Annotated in this window: 15 protein-coding genes and 3 tRNA genes; 10 read left to right on the top strand and 8 right to left on the bottom strand. The window is 58.3% G+C overall.

Annotated features, from left to right (window positions below):
- Window positions 1-9 precede the first annotated feature (9 nt).
- The gene (gene hpaC / locus QZQ97_RS14865) at window positions 10-522 is read left to right on the top strand and encodes a 4-hydroxyphenylacetate 3-monooxygenase, reductase component (RefSeq protein ID WP_311994095.1); all 513 of its coding nucleotides are present in this window, start codon (window positions 10-12) and stop codon (window positions 520-522) included.
- Between the two features lie 46 nt (window positions 523-568).
- On the opposite strand, the gene ampH is transcribed toward hpaC, so the two are convergent.
- Together ampH and QZQ97_RS14855 are read right to left on the bottom strand one after the other, a co-directional pair.
- The gene (gene ampH, locus QZQ97_RS14860) at window positions 569-1,711 is read right to left on the bottom strand and encodes a D-alanyl-D-alanine-carboxypeptidase/endopeptidase AmpH (RefSeq protein ID WP_311994094.1); all 1,143 of its coding nucleotides are present in this window, start codon (window positions 1,709-1,711) and stop codon (window positions 569-571) included.
- A 235-nt stretch (window positions 1,712-1,946) separates the two neighbouring features.
- Complete coding sequence (locus QZQ97_RS14855; protein WP_311994093.1) at window positions 1,947-2,705, bottom strand: FadR/GntR family transcriptional regulator; 759 nt, start codon at window positions 2,703-2,705, stop codon at window positions 1,947-1,949.
- Between the two features lie 235 nt (window positions 2,706-2,940).
- Between QZQ97_RS14855 and QZQ97_RS14850 the strand changes: the two genes are divergently transcribed.
- The 7 genes from QZQ97_RS14850 to fucP are packed head-to-tail and all read left to right on the top strand — an operon-like array spanning window position 2,941 to window position 9,146.
- Complete coding sequence (locus QZQ97_RS14850; protein WP_062869541.1) at window positions 2,941-3,681, top strand: SDR family oxidoreductase; 741 nt, start codon at window positions 2,941-2,943, stop codon at window positions 3,679-3,681.
- A 54-nt stretch (window positions 3,682-3,735) separates the two neighbouring features.
- Window positions 3,736-4,581 carry a fumarylacetoacetate hydrolase family protein gene (locus tag QZQ97_RS14845; RefSeq protein WP_311994092.1) on the top strand — a complete coding sequence of 282 codons (846 nt, stop codon included), beginning with the start codon at window positions 3,736-3,738 and terminating at the stop codon, window positions 4,579-4,581.
- Between the two features lie 14 nt (window positions 4,582-4,595).
- On the top strand, window positions 4,596-5,873 hold the full coding sequence (locus QZQ97_RS14840) for an L-fuconate dehydratase (protein WP_311994091.1): 1,278 nt from the start codon (window positions 4,596-4,598) through the stop codon (window positions 5,871-5,873).
- 14 nt (window positions 5,874-5,887) lie between these two features.
- Entirely contained in the window at window positions 5,888-6,727 is an 840-nt protein-coding gene (locus tag QZQ97_RS14835) for an amidohydrolase family protein (protein WP_311994090.1), read from the top strand.
- A 23-nt stretch (window positions 6,728-6,750) separates the two neighbouring features.
- Window positions 6,751-7,527 (top strand): SDR family oxidoreductase, encoded by a 777-nt coding sequence (locus QZQ97_RS14830; RefSeq protein WP_311994089.1) that lies wholly within the window; start codon window positions 6,751-6,753, stop codon window positions 7,525-7,527.
- Entirely contained in the window at window positions 7,524-7,883 is a 360-nt protein-coding gene (locus QZQ97_RS14825; protein WP_311994088.1) for an L-rhamnose mutarotase, read from the top strand. Before QZQ97_RS14830 ends, QZQ97_RS14825 begins: the two co-directional genes overlap by 4 nt.
- Before the next feature lie 33 nt (window positions 7,884-7,916).
- The gene (gene fucP / locus QZQ97_RS14820; protein WP_311994087.1) at window positions 7,917-9,146 is read left to right on the top strand and encodes an L-fucose:H+ symporter permease; all 1,230 of its coding nucleotides are present in this window, start codon (window positions 7,917-7,919) and stop codon (window positions 9,144-9,146) included.
- Window positions 9,147-9,181: 35 nt separating this feature from the next.
- Here the strand turns inward: fucP and QZQ97_RS14815 are convergent, their stop codons facing one another.
- Window positions 9,182-10,372, bottom strand: coding sequence for an MFS transporter (locus QZQ97_RS14815; RefSeq protein WP_311994086.1), 1,191 nt, complete (start codon window positions 10,370-10,372; stop codon window positions 9,182-9,184).
- A 125-nt stretch (window positions 10,373-10,497) separates the two neighbouring features.
- Here QZQ97_RS14815 and QZQ97_RS14810 point away from each other — a divergent pair, with 125 nt between their 5' ends.
- Complete coding sequence (locus QZQ97_RS14810) at window positions 10,498-11,109, top strand: TetR/AcrR family transcriptional regulator (RefSeq protein WP_311994085.1); 612 nt, start codon at window positions 10,498-10,500, stop codon at window positions 11,107-11,109.
- Between the two features lie 52 nt (window positions 11,110-11,161).
- On the opposite strand, the gene QZQ97_RS14805 is transcribed toward QZQ97_RS14810, so the two are convergent.
- Window positions 11,162-12,238 (bottom strand): GGDEF domain-containing protein, encoded by a 1,077-nt coding sequence (locus tag QZQ97_RS14805; RefSeq protein WP_311994084.1) that lies wholly within the window; start codon window positions 12,236-12,238, stop codon window positions 11,162-11,164.
- Between the two features lie 262 nt (window positions 12,239-12,500).
- Between QZQ97_RS14805 and QZQ97_RS14800 the strand changes: the two genes are divergently transcribed.
- Window positions 12,501-12,791 (top strand): DUF1435 domain-containing protein, encoded by a 291-nt coding sequence (locus QZQ97_RS14800; protein ID WP_311994083.1) that lies wholly within the window; start codon window positions 12,501-12,503, stop codon window positions 12,789-12,791.
- An 83-nt stretch (window positions 12,792-12,874) separates the two neighbouring features.
- Here QZQ97_RS14800 and QZQ97_RS14795 read toward each other — a convergent pair.
- From QZQ97_RS14795 to QZQ97_RS14780, 4 genes are all read right to left on the bottom strand, one after another.
- Window positions 12,875-12,961 (bottom strand) — tRNA-Leu (locus tag QZQ97_RS14795).
- Window positions 12,962-13,005: 44 nt separating this feature from the next.
- Window positions 13,006-13,092: transfer RNA gene (locus QZQ97_RS14790), tRNA-Leu, on the bottom strand.
- Window positions 13,093-13,128: 36 nt separating this feature from the next.
- Window positions 13,129-13,215: transfer RNA gene (locus QZQ97_RS14785), tRNA-Leu, on the bottom strand.
- 72 nt (window positions 13,216-13,287) lie between these two features.
- Window positions 13,288-14,232: a LysR family transcriptional regulator gene (locus tag QZQ97_RS14780; protein WP_311994082.1), complete on the bottom strand. Its 945-nt coding sequence runs from the start codon at window positions 14,230-14,232 to the stop codon at window positions 13,288-13,290.
- Window positions 14,233-14,261: the final 29 nt, after the last annotated feature.

The raw sequence follows: 14,261 nt of genomic DNA, 5'->3' as shown, positions 1-14,261 counted from the left end.
GAGGGTTGTATGTCTCAGGAAAATGAACACCGTCTGCTGTTTCGCGACGCCATGGCCAGCCTGTCTGCCGCGGTGAATATTGTGACTACCGATGGCCCGGCGGGGCGCTGCGGCATCACCGCTACCGCAGTCTGCTCGGTGACCGATACGCCGCCGACACTGCTGGTTTGCATTAACCGCAACAGCGCGATGAACCCGGTCTTCCAGGAGAATCAGCGGCTGTGCGTCAACGTGCTGAACCATGAGCAGGAGCTGATGGCACGCCATTTCGCCGGCATGACCGACGTCAGCATGGAGGAGCGCTTCCGACTGGAGGAGTGGCAAAGTGGGCCGTTGGGCCAGCCGGTCCTGCGCAATACGCTGGCCAGCCTGGAAGGGGAGATCGCGCAGATCCAGAGCATCGGCACCCACCAGGTGTATCTGGTGCAGATCCGCCAGATCCTGGTGAGTGCCGCCGGTAACGGTCTGATCTACTTCAAACGCAACTTCCACCCGGTGATGCACGAAATGATCCTGGCGTGAGTGTTAGTGGGGCGAGCCTGCTCGCCCCGAAATCCACTCGGCGGCGCTAGCTTTTATTGGCCGCCAAATCCCCCACCAGCCGGTTAACCGGATCGCTCATATTGGTGAATTTGGTCAGATCTGAGCGGGTTACCACCACGAAGACGCCGATATTTTTCTGCGGGATCATCGCCATATAGGTAATAAAACCCCCGCCGCCGCCGGTTTTCTGAATAATGCCCGGCAGGCCGTCCTTCGGTGCCATATACACCCAACCCAATCCCAACGCGCTTGCCTCACCCGGCACGTCCATGCCTTTCAGCGACACCAGATCGTTGCGCTGGAAGTACATGGTTTGTTCGCTGGCCGCCGTCGATTTACGTGCGCCGGCGGTGTTGGAAGAGAGGAACTGTTGCATCCAGCGCTGCATGTCGCGCGGGGTGGAATAAACCCCGCCGCTGCCGCCCGCTGCGGTGGTATCGCGACAGGCGCTTGGCCCGGCAGCCGCCACCATCAGGCGCGAGCACTGTTCGGCGCTGGGGGTGAGGGTGGTGTCGACCATACCGAGCGGCGCGGTGATTTTTTCGCGCAGCAGGGCGCTGTAGGGTTTGTTTGCCGCCCGCGATAAAGCATCTGCCAGCAGATCATAGGCCAGGTTGGAATAGGCGGCGCGCACGCCCGGCGGCACGGTGACGTTGGCGTGTTCGAGCCACTGCCAGCGCTGTGCCTTGGTCGGCCAGGTGAACACCGGCGTTTTCGCCGGTTTTTGGCCCGGTTGTTCGCGCGGCAGCGAGCTGGTGTGAGTCGCCAGGCTCAGCAGGGTGATGGGTTGGCGCGAATTATAGGCCGGCACGGAGGCGCCCGGTGGGGCGTATTTTCGCAGCGGATCGGTCAGCTTGACCCGGCCTTCCGCCGCCATTTTGACCATCACTTCGCTGGTCATCAGCTTGGTGATCGAGGCGATGCGGATCAGCGAATCCGGGCGCGGGCGCAGATCGTTGCCCGGCTTGGTATCGCCAAAGCTGCGGTTAACCACCTGATTGTTATCAATCACCACCAACGCCATACCGGTGGCGCCGCTGTTGAAGAAAATGTGTTCGGCATACTGGTCGACGATTTGCGAGGCCAGTTGCGGGTCGGCAGCTTGAGCGGCCAGTGGCGAAGCGCACAGGCTCAACGCCAGCAATGAAGCGCGGAAAGAGTTCTTCAACGATCGTTATCCATGTTAAAAGGCTGCAGGGAGAGGGCCCGGGCCGTGGCGTGATTGAGACACGGCCTATACCCGTCGTCTTCCAGGCTGCGGCGTTGTTACCTGCGCTCGCTGCAACTTGAAAGCCATAGGGTGCGATATGCTGCCAGTGTAATGTGCCTTGGCCCCGGCTGCATGTGGAAAAAAGAGCGGTCCGTCAAAATATTTACCCTTGCCCCCGCCGTGCCGAAACGGCCTATTGCGCGCGGGTAAAGATGGCGATCACTTCATCCAGATGCGCTTTCATGGCCTTGCGTGCGCCGCGCACGTCACGCGCTTCGATCGCCTCCAGGATCGCCCTATGTTCCTGTTCTGAACGGTGCGGCATATCCTCCGGCGTATAGTGACGCTGCAGCACGCGGAACATGCTGCCGTAGCGGTGGCCGAGCAGGTGGCCGATGACGAACGCATAGGCCGGGTTGCCGCTGGCCTGGGCAATGCGGATATGGAACAGCCGGTCGCCGGGATGGGTGGCCGATCCGGCGCGGTTATCGCGGCAGTTTTGCTCGTAGGCCGCCCGAATTCCCGCCAACTCTTCGTCGGTGGCGTGGCGCGCCGCCAGCGCGGCGGTTTCCGGTTCGATCAACAAACGGGTTTGCAGCAGCGAGAACGGCGGCAACTCGGCGTTAAAATCCAGTTCGATATTCAGTTCGTCATCGATTTCCGCCCATTGGTCGCGCCCGGCCTGCGCCATCACCGGCTCCTGCGAGGCCAAAATCGGTGCCTGCGCCCGCACGATCACTCCGTTACCGACTTTCACATCGACCAGACCAATCACTTCCAGCGCGATCAGCGCCTCACGTACCGAGGCGCGGCTGACCTGTAACTGCTGGGCCAGATCCCGTTCGGACGGCAGGCGGCTGCCCGGGGGAAATTCATTGTTCTCGATGAGCCGCTTTAGTTGGTCGGCTATCTGCCTGTAAATACGAGGGTTTTCCAGTCGAGTGATGGGCATGGGTTACCTTGAGCTGTTTAGCGATAAGTGATTCAGCGCACAGTTATTCGTCAAGCTGCTTGAGTAATGGTTAATCAAGTGTAAAAAGTTGGTTAATCAAAATGCTGTTTTAAGTGTGTCTCATTACATTCTCACCAAACGATAACGCGTAAAGCGTCTTTTGTCATGTTAAAGGTCTGACCTTTAATCGCCTTTAATGGCCTGACCATTGGACCTTTAGGCCGAGGGAGCAAAAATGAATTTAACCGGGAAACGCGTGCTGATCACTGCCGCCGGACAGGGTATCGGTTTCAGCACCGCCAGGCTGTTCGCCGAGGCGGGCGCGGAAGTGATCGCCACCGATATCAACATCGGCCAACTGCAGGGGCTGCCCGGCATTCAGGCGCTGACGCTTGACGTGACCGATCCGGCCGCAATAGCCGCAGCGGCGGAAACCCTCGGGCCAGTCGACGTGCTGTTTAACTGCGCAGGCGTGGTGCACAGCGGATCGATTTTGGAATGCAGCGAAGCGCAGTGGGCGTTCGCCAACGAGCTAAACGTGACGGCAATGTTTCGCATGATCCGCGCTTTTCTGCCCGGGATGCTGGCGCGTAAAAACGGCTCGATTATCAATATGTCTTCGGTCGCCTCAAGCGTGAAAGGGGTGCCGAACCGCTTTGCTTACAGCACCACCAAGGCGGCGGTGATCGGCCTGACGCGTTCGGTGGCAGCGGATTACGTTACCCAGGGCATTCGCTGTAACGCCATCTGCCCCGGCACGGTGGAGTCGCCGTCGTTGCGCCAGCGCATTGCCGAGCAGGCGCGTGAACAGGGGCGCAGCGAGGAAGAGGTTTATCAGGCGTTTGTCGCCCGCCAGCCGATTGGCCGCATCGGCACTACCGCCGAGATTGCCCAGTTGGCTTTGTATCTGGCCTCGGATGCCAGTTCTTATACCACCGGCACGGTGCAGATTATCGACGGCGGCTGGAGCAACTGATTTTTACTTTTTGCGGCGTCGTCGAAGGCGCTTCTACGGAGGATTGAGGAATCTATGAAACTTTTACGCTATGGGGTTCCGGGGCAGGAGCGTCCGGGGGTGTTGGACAATAACGGCCAGATCCGCGACCTTTCGCAGCATATCGCCGATGTCAGCGGTGAGGCGCTGCTGCCGGCGTCACTGGAAAAACTGCGTGCGCTGGATATCAACCAACTGCCGCTGGTCGAGGGGCAACCGCGCCTGGGGCCGTGCGTCGGCCACATCGGCAAGTTTATCTGCATTGGCCTCAATTACGCCGATCACGCGGCGGAAACGGGTGCTGCGATCCCCGGCGAACCTGTGGTGTTCAGCAAATGGACCAGCGCGGTAGTGGGGCCAAACGACGATGTGCAAATTCCGCGCGATTCGGTCAAAACCGACTGGGAAGTAGAACTGGGCGTGATCATCGGCCAGGGCGGGCGCTATATCAGTGAGCAGGATGCCCTGCGCCACGTCGCCGGCTATTGCGTCATTAACGACGTTTCCGAGCGTGAATTCCAGATTGAGCGCGGCGGCACCTGGGACAAGGGCAAGGGTTGCGACACCTTCGGCCCCACCGGCCCCTGGCTGGTGACCGCCGATGAAATTGCCGACCCTCACCGCCTGAACCTGTGGCTGGAAGTGGACGGCAAACGCTATCAGGACGGCAACACCAGCACCATGATCTTCCGCATTCCGCACATCATCAGCTACCTGAGCCGCTTTATGAGCCTGCAGTCGGGCGACGTGATCTCTACCGGCACACCGCCGGGAGTGGGCATGGGGCAGAAGCCGCATCCTGTCTACCTGAAGGCCGGGCAGACGATGCGTCTGGGCATCGAGGGACTGGGTGAACAGCGTCAAACAACCGTACAGGCCTGATGGGGAACCGCATCATGACGACGATTACCGCACTGCGGGTTGAAGATATTCGTTTCCCCACTTCGCTGGGGCTGGACGGATCCGACGCGATGAATCCGGATCCGGACTATTCGGCGGCTTACGTGATCCTGGAGACCGACCACGCCGATCTGAGCGGCCACGGGCTGACCTTTACCATCGGCCGCGGCAACGAGATCTGCTGCGCGGCGATCCGCGCGCTGGAGCATCAGATTGTCGGCGTCCGGCTTGAGGAGATCGCCGCCGATATGGGCGCTTTTTGGCGGCGCTTTACCAGCGACAGCCAACTGCGCTGGATTGGGCCGGACAAGGGCGCTATCCACCTGGCGACCGGGGCGGTGGTGAATGCGGTATGGGATCTGTGGGCCAAATCCGTGGGCAAACCGGTGTGGCGGCTGGTGGCGGAGATGACGCCGGAGGAGCTGGTGCGTTGCATCGATTTCCGTTACATCACCGACTGCATTACGCCGCAGGAGGCGCTCAACCTGCTGAAGCAGCGGGCCGAGGGCAAAGAACAGCGTCTGGCGCGGCTGCTGGAGGAAGGCTATCCGTGCTACACCACCTCCGCCGGCTGGCTGGGCTACCCGGACGACAAGCTGCGTCGGCTGTGTCAGGAAGCGGTCGACGCCGGTTTCTCCTACCTGAAGCTGAAAGTGGGCCGCGACCTGGAAGACGATATCCGCCGCGTGCGCATCGCCCGCGAGGTGATCGGTCCCGATCGCCAACTGATGATCGACGCCAACCAGGTGTGGGAAGTTAACGACGCCATCCCGTGGGTGAAGCACCTGGCGTTCGCCAAACCCTGGTTTATCGAAGAGCCGACCAGCCCGGACGACGTCGAGGGGCATCGCCGCATCCGCGAAGGGATCCATCCGGTCAAGGTCGCCACCGGCGAGATGTGCCAGAACCGCATTATGTTCAAGCAGTTCATCATGCGCGGGGCGATTGACGTGGTGCAGATCGACGCCTGCCGCCTTGGCGGGGTCAACGAGGTGTTGGCGGTGATGTTGATGGCGGCGAAATACAACCTGCCGGTGTGCCCGCATGCCGGTGGCGTAGGGCTGTGCGAATACGTGCAGCATCTGTCGATGATCGATTACCTGTGCATCGCCGGTACCCACGACGGGCGAGTAATCGAATACGTTGACCACCTGCATGAGCATTTTATTCATCCTTGCGACATCAGGGGCGCGGCCTACATGCCGCCGCAACACCCTGGCTATTCGATCGAGATGCACCCTGCGTCGATCGAACAGTATCGGTTTCGCGGTTGAAACGGGAGCACGGCATGCTGCGTATCGACGCTCACCAACACTACTGGCGCTACCGGTCGCAGGAGTATCCGTGGATTAGCGAACAGATGGCGGTGCTGCGCCAGGACTACGGCCCGGCGCAGCTCGGACCGCTGCTGGAACGCCACGGTTTCGACGGCGCGCTGGTGGTGCAGGCCCGCCAGTGCGAGCAGGAAACCCAAACGCTGCTGGCGCAGGTGCAGCAAAGCCGTGGCATATCCGGCGTGGTGGGTTGGCTGGACATTGCCTCGCCTCAACTGCCGCAGCGGCTTGATGAACTGCGCCAACAGCCGCTGCTGCGCGGCCTGCGTCATCTGGTTCAGGATGAGCCGCAACCGGCAGCCTGGCTGGAGCGGCAGGATGTGAGGCGCGGCATGCAGACGCTGCAGCGGCACGGTTATGTCTACGACATTCTGGTCACCCACCGGGAGCTGGCGGCTGCGGCGCAGTTTGCCGCCCGGCACGACGATTACTGGCTGGTGCTGGATCACCTCGGCAAGCCGGATATCGCCCGTGGCGCGCAACATTGGGCGCAGCAAATCAAACCGCTGGCGGCGCTGCCCCACGTGGCCTGCAAGCTGTCCGGCTTGATCACCGAAGCGCCCGGCGGCGATTGGCAGGCGCAGCAGCTGTTGCCGTTTTTTGAGGTGGCGCTGGAGGCATTCGGCCCGCAGCGGCTGATGTTCGGTTCCGACTGGCCGGTGTGCCTGCTGGCCGGCGATTACGGCCAGGTTTATCACCTGTGCGAACAGGCTGTCGCCGCGCTGAGCCCTGCACAGCAGGCGGCAATTTGGGGCGGTACTGCCAGCCGCGTTTACAGCCTGGCCAGGGGTTAGCGACGAATTAACGGAGTTGAGTCATGGATTTGTATCTGAACGATAAAGTGGTGATCGTCACCGGCGGCGGTTCCGGCATCGGTGCCGCCATTTCCCGCCTGCTGGCGGAAGAAGGGGCGATTCCGGTGATTGTCACCAACGCGGAGCCGGAGGCGGATTTCCTGACGGCACTGCGCCGATTGCAGCCGCAAAGCGACGTGATCATCACCGATCTTTGCGAAGAAAACGACTGCCGGCGAGCGGTGGCGCAAACCCTGGCAACCTTCGGCCGCCTCGACGGGTTGGTGAATAACGCCGGGGTGAACGACGGCGTAGGGCTGGAAGCGGGGCGAGAGGCGTTTGTCGGATCGCTGGAGAAAAACCTGATTCATTACTATCTGATGGCGCACCTGTGCCAGCAGGCGTTGCAAAGCAGCAAGGGGGCCATCGTCAACATCGCGTCCAAAACCGCACTCAGCGGGCAGGGCGGCACCAGCGGTTATACCGCCGCCAAGGGGGCGGTACTGGCGTTGACACGCGAGTGGGCGGTGTCGCTGCGTCACGACGGCGTGCGAGTGAATGCCGTCGTACCGGCGGAAGTGATTACGCCGCAGTATCAGCGCTGGATCAATACCTTCGAACAGCCGGAGCAGCAGCTTGAGAAAATTACCGCGCGCATTCCGTTCGAACAGCGGATGACCACGCCGCAGGAAATCGCCAACACCGCGGTGTTTTTGATCTCATCGCGATCGTCGCACACCACCGGGCAGTGGCTGTCGGTGGACGGTGGTTATTTGCACCTTGATCGGGCGATCACATGAGCGGCACGGCGGGTTTGCCGCAGCGCTTTTGCCAGGCGCTCGATCTGGTCGATTCACCGGCGCTGATTGAGGAGTATCAGCGCCACCACCAACGCGTCTGGCCGGAAATTGCCGAACATCTGCGCGAGCACGGCATTCTGGATATGGAGATTTACCGGCTGGGCACCCGGCTGTTCATGATCGTTGAAGTCAGCCCCGCGTTCGATGCCGGACGGTTTGACGCCGCCGGCCAGAACAATCCCCATGTGCAGCGCTGGGAAGCCCTGATGTGGAAATACCAGGTGGCCACCCCCTGGACGCCGCAGGGCGAAAAATGGGTGGCGATGGAGCGGATATTCTCTTTGCAACAGCAATAACAACATCTCATTACCCTACCCGAGGATATATCAATGCTTGCTGAAAAAAGTGCGGCCCCGCCACAGCTGGGCGTCAAGGCGACCTCCAATGTACGCTGGGCCTTTATCCTGGTCACCAGCCTGTTCTTTATGTGGGGGCTGTCGTATGGCCTGTTGGACGTATTAAATAAACATTTTCAGGAAACACTGCACGTGACCAAGGCGCAGTCGGGATTATTGCAGGCGGCGTATTTCGGCGCTTATTTCCTGGTGGCGTTGCCCGCTGGCTATTTTATGGATAAGAAAGGTTACAAGGCCGGCATTTTGGTAGGGCTGTGTCTGTATGCGCTGGGGGCTCTGTTGTTTGTGCCGGCGGCCTCCGCCAACAGCTTCGGCGCCTTCCTGTTTGCGCTGTTTGTCATTGCCTGCGGCCTGGGTTGCCTGGAAACCGCGGCCAACCCTTACGCTACGGTGCTGGGCGATACGCAGGGCGCGGAACGGCGGCTCAACCTCGCTCAGTCTTTTAACGGCCTGGGGCAGTTCATCGGGCCGATGATCGGCGGTACGCTGTTTTTCTCCGCCACCCAGGGGGCAAGCGGCGGTGATCAGAGCGCAGTGAAGGTGACTTATGTGGCGATCGCCGTGCTGGTGCTGCTGATTGCCTTGCTGTTCAGCCGCACCCGGCTGCCGGATATCCGTGAGGAAGAGCAGCCGGAACAGGGTGAAATTGCGCAAGGGTTGTGGCAGCACAAGCACTTTGTCGGCGGGGTGATAACCCAGTTCTTCTACGTAGCGGCGCAGGTCGGCGTGGGGGCGTTCTTCATTAACTACGCCACCGAACACTGGAGCGATGTTTCTAACCAGAGTGCCTCCTACCTGCTCTCCATCGCCATGATTTGTTTTATGATCGGGCGCTTCTTCAGCACCTGGCTGATGGGCAGAGTGAAACCCGCCACGCTGCTGATGTTTTACTCGCTGATCAATATTCTGCTGTGCGGCGTGGTGATGCTCAGTATCGATGGGATCTCGGTGGTGGCGCTGATTGGCGTGTTCTTCTTTATGTCGATCATGTTCCCGACCATTTTCGCCCTGGGGGTGAAAAATATGGGTAAACACACCAAACGCGCCAGTTCCTTTATGATCATGGCGATCGTCGGCGGCGCCATCATGCCTTACTTTATGGGGGCACTGGCGGACAGATACAGCACCGCGCTGTCGTACCTGCTGCCGTTGCTGTGCTTTGCCGTGGTGTTTGTCTACGGCATGCAGCAGCGCCGCCGCTAGACCCACGGCCCGCCGGCTCGGGCAGCGGCGGGCAATCAGGCCGCATGCACGGATTTTTGCATTAATCGGTAACCGCCGGCGGCGACCAGCAATACCACCAGGCCGGCAGAAAGCGTGATGATGAACCCGGCTTTTACCCCTGCTTCATCGACAACCCATCCTGCCAGAGCGGCGCCGAGCGCTACGCCAATCCCCAGCCCGGTGATCATCCAGGTTAACCCTTCCGTTAGCCGGGAGGGCGGAACGATATTTTCAACCAACCCCATCGCAATGATCATGGTCGGGGCAAAGAACAAGCCCGCGACAAATACCGTGGCCGCCAGCGTGAAAATATCGTCAACCAGCAGCAAGGGCAAGGCGGTTATCGCCGTGGCCAGAGCGGCGTATAAAAACAGGCGGGGCAGGGGAACCGGGATTTTCATGGCACCGAAAACCAACCCGGCCAGGCAAGAGCCTATGGCGTAAACCGACAGGACGAGACTGGCTGCGGCTGGCTGTCCACGCTGTTCGGCAAAGGCGACGCTGATGACGTCGACGGTGCCGACAATGGTGCCCAATGCGACTAAAGCCAGCACCAGTATCTGCATTGGCGCCTGCTTAATGACGGAGCCGCGATCCGCGCTGTCGTCAGGATAAACCGGCGGTTCCGAACGCTTTTGCCAGACAAAGGCTGTGACGCCCATCGTCAGCAAAATGGCGGCTGCCAATGGCCCCGCCTCTGGAAAGATCGCTACGCTGAGGCCTACTGAAATGGGGGGGCCGATAATAAAACAGACTTCATCGAGCACGGACTCAAACGAAAAGGCGGTGTGCAAGCGCGGCGTTCCACGCAAGATTTCGGTCCAGCGGGCTCTGACCATCGCCGGCATGCTGGGCATGCAACCGGATACCGCCGCGAAGACGAACAGGGTCCAATCGGGTGCCTGATAATGCGTACAAAGCAACAATGACAGCATGCCCGCTACGCTGACGGCGGTGACGCAAGGCAACACGCGGCGCTGCCCCAGGCGATCAACCGCGCGTGAGATCTGCGGCGCCAGCAGCGCCATTGAAAACGCAAAGGTCGCCGCTACGGCTCCTGCCAACCAATAAGACCCCCGCAATTGTGCGAGCATGGTGATAATGCCGATCCCGAGCATGGAGATGGGCATGCGTGCGATAAGCCCCGCAAGGGAAAATGCTTTGCTGCCCGGTGCGCTGAAAAGCTCGAGGTAAGGGTTGGCCATGAAAACTCCAGAGTATTGATGGGTAAGGTTCGGCCTCATTGACATACGAGACGTATGTAAACCTAATTGACATACGATGTGTATGTCAATTATAACGTCATCACCGCTAAGCCCGGAGCATCAAAATGGCACGTAAAGCACGAACGGAAATGATCGAGGAAACGCGCAAAAAGCTGGTTGCGACCGCGCGTCGGCAATTTGGCAGCATCGGGTATGCCGATACGGCGATGGATGAGCTCACGGCGCAGGCCGGCATGACGCGCGGCGCGCTGTATCACCACTTTGGCGATAAAAAAGGGTTGTTTCTTGCCGTAGCGCAAGAAATTGATGCGGAAATGGATGCGCGCCTGGCCGATATTTCCGCCCAGGCGCCAGATTGCTGGAGTGCATTCAAAGGGCGATGCCGGGCCTATCTTGAAATGACGATGGAACCGGAAGTGCAACGTATTTTGCTGCGCGATTCGCCGTCCGTGCTTGGTGCGGAGCATTTGCAGGCCGGCAAACAGCACTGTGTCGCTTCGATGACCCGTATGCTGAAAACGTTGATGGAAGAAAAACATATCGCGCCAACCTCGCCCGAAGTGCTGGCGCATTTGATTAATGGCGGCTTGATGGACGCGGCTTTTTGGATTGCCAATCGCCCTGATGCAACCCAGGCGCTGGCGCAGGCGCTGGATGGCGTGGAACTGTTGTTGAACGGGTTGAAGCCTTTGCCGGACTCGGCGACGAATGCCTGAGGTTGCTCGCTTATCCCCCCCCCGAAAATCATGACGCGGGATGGTTAGCGGGTCACAAGGTCGCCGCAACCTGGACGTTATCTGCCAGTTGAATGTTGTTGCGGCCGTTGTTTTTAGCCAGATACAGCGCCGCATCGGCCGCGCGGATCGCCGAGGACACGTCAAGCTTGTCCAGCATGGCGATACCGGCGCTGAGCGTGACGGTAGTCACCTCTAATTGGTTAAAGCGGTGGGGAATTTTCAATTCTTGCACGCGTTGGCGCACTCTTTCAGCCAGTTGCGCGGCGTAATCTTCTCTGACGTTGGTCAGCAGTACCAGAAACTCTTCCCCGCCGTAGCGCACCACAATATCGCGCGAACGTACCGAGTCGCGGATGGCAATAGCCACTTGTACCAGCGCTTGATCGCCCATGGTGTGCCCATAGTTATCGTTATAGGCTTTGAAGTGATCGATATCGAGCAGCAGAACGAAATGGCGACCCGATTGGGATTCCGGCAACATATTGATCTTGTTTTCCAGTCCACGCCGATTATAAAGGCCGGTTAGCGGATCGATCATGCTTAAATTACTGAACCTGTCTCGTTCGTTATACAGATTAGCCACCAACGTCTGGGTAAAGGCTTCGCTGCGTTTGAGCATGAGGTGATGGATTGAGAAAGCGATAATGGGCAGCACCGTGGTGAATACTATCCGTACGGTATTGTGCATACCATCCAGTAATAGAATGACCAGCGCGGAAGGGACGGCATGCAGACAAAAAGCGATAAAATTATCGGTTAAGGCAATGGCGCTGATAAAGAACATGCTGAACAGGCTAATTAATAAAAAGCTTTGATTATTGGGCGCATAATACTGACTTTTAATGTAAATATGTGCCGCCCACAGCAGGCCAATAACGCAGGCAAACAGATTAAGTTTTTTGACGAATTGCCGCATGGAATGCAGGGTAAATAACAATGCAGCCAGACAAAATAGCGGTATGGCTAATAAAGGCAGGGTAAATGCAGGCTTATCCTGAAATGGGACCAATATTGTAAATAAAGAAGACGCCGCATTCATCAACAAAAATAAAAACAATGATAAGCGGTGCTTGCTGGTCAGCAGTTCCTGATAAGAACGCGCGTTCATACGGAGTTCACTCTTTACAATATCGATCTGTCGAAAAATTAAGGTTAGAAAAATTCTTTCAGTGCAAATTAAACACCCGTACTAAATGGTTTTTAATTGTGATTATTAGCACGCTACTGCGACTAAGACTTTTCTTATGGCAAACTATCATTTTTTCACCATGCTGTCATCCGCGTTTGGCCGCTGCGGCGAAAATGATGCGCAGTGAAAAAAAGTGTTATATGATATTGGTTATCATTATCACTTAAAGGGTAGGGTTATCATGATTGCAGCCATGATTACCGCATGTGGATTGTGGGGTGTTAGCTGGTGCCTTGGCAACCGTCTGGCCAGCGCCTGGGGCGTTTTGCTGCCTTGCGCCTTAATGCCGTTACTGGCGTTGATCAACCTGGATATGATGCAACTGCGCACGCTCATCGTGATCGCCATGTTAGCGACGTTGGTTATGCTGTTTAACAGCCGCTGGCGTCATTATTTGCTGCTGCCTTCGTGCATGGCGCTGGCCGGTGGATTGGCGGCGGTCAGCCTGAATTTCAGCTTCAGCTTCAGCTAAAAACGCAAAAAGCCGCTTGAGCGGAGAGTCTTTGGTATTTTTGGGGGTGACTTCAGAGGAACTACCGGAGGAAACTCATCAATTGGTGCGAAGAGAGGGACTTGAACCCTCACGTCCGTAAGGACACTAACACCTGAAGCTAGCGCGTCTACCAATTCCGCCACCTTCGCACAGTCGATGTTGTTGCTTTTAGATTTATATTACGTCGCCCGCTTGGTGCGAAGAGAGGGACTTGAACCCTCACGTCCGTAAGAACACTAACACCTGAAGCTAGCGCGTCTACCAATTCCGCCACCTTCGCATCGATGCTGCGTGCAATATAAATCATGTGGTTATTTGGTGCGAAGAGAGGGACTTGAACCCTCACGTCCGTAAGGACACTAACACCTGAAGCTAGCGCGTCTACCAATTCCGCCACCTTCGCATACCCAAAACATTACCGGAGTAACGTTACCACGGAGGCGAATTCTAGAGATTTTGGCGGGTACGTCAATAGTTATTTCCCCTGATTGCGGGCGTTTGCTGGAAAAACAGCCATATCGCTGCTTTTAGGGTTTTCAAACAGCCAAATCAGCCAGTCAATCAATACTCTGACCCGCGGCGCAAGAAATCGGCCGGGTGGATACATGATGTAAATCGGCATCGGCGGCGGTGGCGTTTCCGCAAGTACTTCCACCAATTCCCCACTTTCCAGCCACGGTGCCAGTGAATAGCGCGCCGCCTGTATCAGCCCGATGCCGGCGCGGCAGCCACTGGTGTAAGCATCGGCGCCGCTGACACTCAGCCTGGTGGGCAGCTCGCGCAGTTCCAGTTTCCCGTTGCGGCAAAATTCCAGCGGGTAATCACGGTTGTTGGCGAGGGAAAAATACCCCACCGCGCGGTGTTGCTGCAGGTCGTCAATGGACTTGGGAACGCCGAACGCCGCCAGATAACCGGGAGAGGCGCAGGTCAACTGCGGCAGCATGGCGATGCGTCGCGCCACCAGGCTGTCGTCCTCGGTTTCCCAGGCGCGCAGCACGCAGTCCACGCCTTCGCGCAGCAGATCCACGTGGGTGTCATTGGCGCCTAACGCCAGCGTAATGTCCGGATAGCGCCGATAAAAATCATCCAGCGCCGGGATAACGATTTCACGCGCCAGCGAATGCGGCATATCGATACGCACCTTGCCGGAAGGCTGCAACTTATGGCGACTGAACAACGTATCCGCTTCTTCCAGCGCGCCCAGCAGCTGTACGCAACGCTGATAATAGAGCGTGCCTTCGCTGGTCACCTGCACCTGACGGGTGGTGCGGATCAGCAGCCGTACGCCGAGACGCTGCTCCAGCCGTTTCAGCACGTTGCTGACCGTGGCGCGCGGCAGTTGCAGGCGCTCGGCTGCCCGGCTGAAGCTGCCCAGTTCGACGATACGAGTGAAAATACGCATGGCCTGAACCTGATCCATTTTACCGTCCGTAATTGTTAGCGATTTTT

Origin of the sequence: Serratia sp. root2, assembly GCF_031931805.1 — a bacterium.
Classification (GTDB): domain Bacteria; phylum Pseudomonadota; class Gammaproteobacteria; order Enterobacterales; family Enterobacteriaceae; genus Serratia; species Serratia inhibens.
This window is presented reverse-complemented; position numbering and strand designations above follow the sequence as displayed.

Bases quoted from the DNA above. Each gene is read 5' to 3' on its own strand.
- hpaC (WP_311994095.1), top strand. From the start codon at position 10: ATGTCTCAGGAAAATGAACACCGTCTGCTGTTTCGCGACGCCATGGCC.
- QZQ97_RS14855 (WP_311994093.1), bottom strand. From the start codon at position 2,705: ATGCCCATCACTCGACTGGAAAACCCTCGTATTTACAGGCAGATAGCC.
- QZQ97_RS14850 (WP_062869541.1), top strand. From the start codon at position 2,941: ATGAATTTAACCGGGAAACGCGTGCTGATCACTGCCGCCGGACAGGGT.
- QZQ97_RS14845 (WP_311994092.1), top strand. From the start codon at position 3,736: ATGAAACTTTTACGCTATGGGGTTCCGGGGCAGGAGCGTCCGGGGGTG.
- QZQ97_RS14840 (WP_311994091.1), top strand. From the start codon at position 4,596: ATGACGACGATTACCGCACTGCGGGTTGAAGATATTCGTTTCCCCACT.
- QZQ97_RS14835 (WP_311994090.1), top strand. From the start codon at position 5,888: ATGCTGCGTATCGACGCTCACCAACACTACTGGCGCTACCGGTCGCAG.
- QZQ97_RS14830 (WP_311994089.1), top strand. From the start codon at position 6,751: ATGGATTTGTATCTGAACGATAAAGTGGTGATCGTCACCGGCGGCGGT.
- QZQ97_RS14825 (WP_311994088.1), top strand. From the start codon at position 7,524: ATGAGCGGCACGGCGGGTTTGCCGCAGCGCTTTTGCCAGGCGCTCGAT.
- fucP (WP_311994087.1), top strand. From the start codon at position 7,917: ATGCTTGCTGAAAAAAGTGCGGCCCCGCCACAGCTGGGCGTCAAGGCG.
- QZQ97_RS14815 (WP_311994086.1), bottom strand. From the start codon at position 10,372: ATGGCCAACCCTTACCTCGAGCTTTTCAGCGCACCGGGCAGCAAAGCA.
- QZQ97_RS14810 (WP_311994085.1), top strand. From the start codon at position 10,498: ATGGCACGTAAAGCACGAACGGAAATGATCGAGGAAACGCGCAAAAAG.
- QZQ97_RS14805 (WP_311994084.1), bottom strand. From the start codon at position 12,238: ATGAACGCGCGTTCTTATCAGGAACTGCTGACCAGCAAGCACCGCTTA.
- QZQ97_RS14800 (WP_311994083.1), top strand. From the start codon at position 12,501: ATGATTGCAGCCATGATTACCGCATGTGGATTGTGGGGTGTTAGCTGG.
- QZQ97_RS14780 (WP_311994082.1), bottom strand. From the start codon at position 14,232: ATGGATCAGGTTCAGGCCATGCGTATTTTCACTCGTATCGTCGAACTG.